4 protein-coding genes are annotated in these 2,669 nt (G+C 58.9%); 2 read left to right on the forward strand and 2 right to left on the reverse strand.

What is annotated here, in order from left to right; genetic code table 11:
* The coding region (locus N7573_RS22250) for a MobA/MobL family protein (RefSeq protein ID WP_279943296.1) at positions 1–354 on the forward strand (354 nt) is incomplete at its 5' end.
* A gap of 252 nt (positions 355–606) precedes the next feature.
* On the opposite strand, the gene N7573_RS22255 is transcribed toward N7573_RS22250, so the two are convergent.
* Positions 607–1,521 (reverse strand): replication initiation protein, encoded by a 915-nt coding sequence (locus N7573_RS22255; RefSeq protein WP_279943297.1) that lies wholly within the window; start codon positions 1,519–1,521, stop codon positions 607–609.
* A gap of 218 nt (positions 1,522–1,739) precedes the next feature.
* Entirely contained in the window at positions 1,740–1,985 is a 246-nt protein-coding gene (locus N7573_RS22260; protein ID WP_020020211.1) for a hypothetical protein, read from the reverse strand.
* 252 nt (positions 1,986–2,237) lie between these two features.
* Here N7573_RS22260 and N7573_RS22265 point away from each other — a divergent pair.
* Positions 2,238–2,669, forward strand: a 432-nt coding sequence (locus N7573_RS22265) for a MobA/MobL family protein (RefSeq protein WP_279943298.1), incomplete at its 3' end; no start/stop codon positions are given.

Below are 2,669 nucleotides of genomic sequence, written 5' to 3' on the forward strand. Positions count from 1 at the left end.
CAGAACGGGTTCAAAAATAAAAACCGTGACTGGAATGACAAGCAATACCTAGACCATTGGCGAGCCGAATGGGCACGCTATGCCAACCATGCGTTGACCTTGGCCAACTCACCAGCACGCATTGACCACCGCTCGTTGAAGGCCCAAGGCATCGACCGCGAACCGACCCAACATCAAGGGCCGAAGGCGTTCGCCATGCAGGCCCGTGGTGTGGTTGTTGACCGGTTCCGCAGGGTGATGGTGGACCTCGTAACCATGCTCAAAGCCCGGAGGGTGGCCCGTCAGGGCCTTTCCCCTTCCCCTCCCATCACAACCCCGCCCCGCAAGGGGTGGGGGATGGGGCGGGGCCGGTAGGCTCCGCCAGTGAGGTGCGATAGCGCCTCACCAACGCACGGGCAGACCATTCGCTGCCCCCAACCGCCGCGGCGATTTCAGCCCATGATTTCCCTTGCGCTCGCATGGTCCCGGCCAGATTGCGCCGGTAGTCTGCTCGGGCTTCGTAGGTGTCCCGTTCCTCCGCCATGTGGTTGCGGACAGTGCGTTCCGATACGCCAAAATGTTTGGCGACTTCCTTGGCGGTTTTTTTTCGTTTTTGGCGAACGGGCATCATCGGGCATACCTCACAATTTCAGCGGTGAAATCCATCGCAGCGATTTTTTTATTCGCTCCGTTCTGGCTTCCTCTTTCTGCCTGTATTTTTGAAAAAGCGGTTGGCGTGATGTTGGTCCACGTCCACTTGGCAACGCTCTTGGCCACCTGATGCGCTTCTCGTGTTGTGAGTGGGCTGGCAAAGGCGTTTAAGGCGTCAGCGTGGGAGCGACAAGCACGCTCCCACAGGTGCCAATCCGAGTAGCCCAACCGTGCTCGATATGCCCACTTCCGCAGGCCATCGAACAGCGTGACGTTCCTCCCCTCCCCCACCGCTTCCAGTCGTGCGATACGCAGCGGCAGACGGTCGCCAAGGTAGTCACGTAACTCCCCCAGCTCGTAGGGGTCAGGGCGCTCCCAAAATGTGCGCCAGGTGGGATGGTCGGGGGTCTTGGTCAGCCGGTGGGTGTAGGCCCTGTCCGCATCGAGGGCCATGGTCAAGCCGTGCTGGATGCGAGCCAAGAACCGTTGAGGGGTCGCCCGTGCTTTCAGTGTCCTAGACACCGGAGAGGCCAGCACGTAGCCCAGATGCGCATGACCGTTCCGGGGGTTCTGGGTGACCCAGTTGGGCCGAGGGCACTCCGTAGGGGCGTCCTGCCACGCTGTAGCGGCCTCTGGGCGGTCCACGTCGAACACCATGGCCCAAACCAGCGCCGAGGGGTTGGGGTCGATGTAGGCCCGTTTGAGGGCCTTCTGGCGGGGGTGGTGCTGGATGCCGGCAGCCAGTTCATCGGTGCAGGCCAGCCATTTTGGAAGGCTGGACTCAAACAGGGCGGGTTGGTAGGGTGGTGACATGCGGAACCTCTCAATCAGGTGACGCCATAGCCCCGGACCGTTCCAGCGGTTGCGGGGTTTTTTTTGGCCTTCACCCAACCTAACTCATTCGTTCAGGTTGTCAAGTAGGCATTGAACCATATCCGGTATAGAGCGCTCTTGGGGGTCCCCGGTGTAGGGAAAACCTTACCCCCTCCCCCAGCCCCGAAGGGGGCTTTTCCGGGGTTGAGGAAAGCCATACCCGCTTTTGGGTGTAGGAAAACCAAAATCGGGCGCATCACGAAAAATGGCGGCTGCAGGACGCACTAGGGCACTGCTTACGCATCGCCCTGGTGCTGATTGTTCCCCTTGGTTCCCATCAAGGCTTCCCAGTTGGCCAGCACTCGACTGATGAAATATTTCCGTTGCTCAGCGGTCAGAGCGGCTACCCGTTCGCCGAGTGGTTCCAGCATTGCGCCCACTTCGATGAGCCGCCGTGTTCGTTGCTTGCGTTCGTCGGCCTTGGCTCTCGCTAACTTCGCTTCGAGCAGGGCAATGCGTTGGCTTGGTGTTTTAGTCGTCATGGATTTTTTTCCTCGTTGTGATGTTCCCTAACGAGTAACAAAAAATCCGACGCTGGCAAGACTGCATTGACGAAATCGCAAAGCCTGCTTGAATGAAAGAGGGGCGCAAGCGAGCGAAGCGAGCAGCCCAAAATCTATTGCGCAGAGCGAAGCGAAGCACCAGCAATAGCGCACTTATACATCGCTTCGCGATGTGTGCGCCCTGCGGGGCTAAGAGCAAAGCAAAAACCACAACAGGAGCAACAGCAAAACATGGCAATCTTCCACCTCCACGCACAGGTGATAAAGCGCAGCGAAGGACGTTCGTCCGTTGCTGCTGCTGCCTATCGCCTTGGCGTTTCGTTGGAAGATCCTCGCACTGGGTTGACCCATGATTTCAGCCGCAAGGGTGGTGTGTCTGGCTCGCTGACACTTGCCCCCGACAACGCTCCGGCTTGGGCATCGGACCCGGCTCAGTTGTGGTCCAATGTTGAGACCATCGAGAAGCGCAAAGACGCACAACTTTGCCGTGAGTTCGACATTGCTCTACCCCGCGAACTGACCCCCCAGCAGTGTGCCACGCTGGCCCGTGCGTTCGTCCAAAAAGAGTTCGTTGACCGGGGCATGTGCGCAACGATTGCTTTCCATCACATCGGTGGAGACAACCCCCATTTCCACTTGATGACCACCATGCGAGACATTGAC

The organism is Stenotrophomonas sp. GD04054 (assembly GCF_029836955.1).
GTDB lineage: Bacteria > Pseudomonadota > Gammaproteobacteria > Xanthomonadales > Xanthomonadaceae > Stenotrophomonas > Stenotrophomonas maltophilia_A.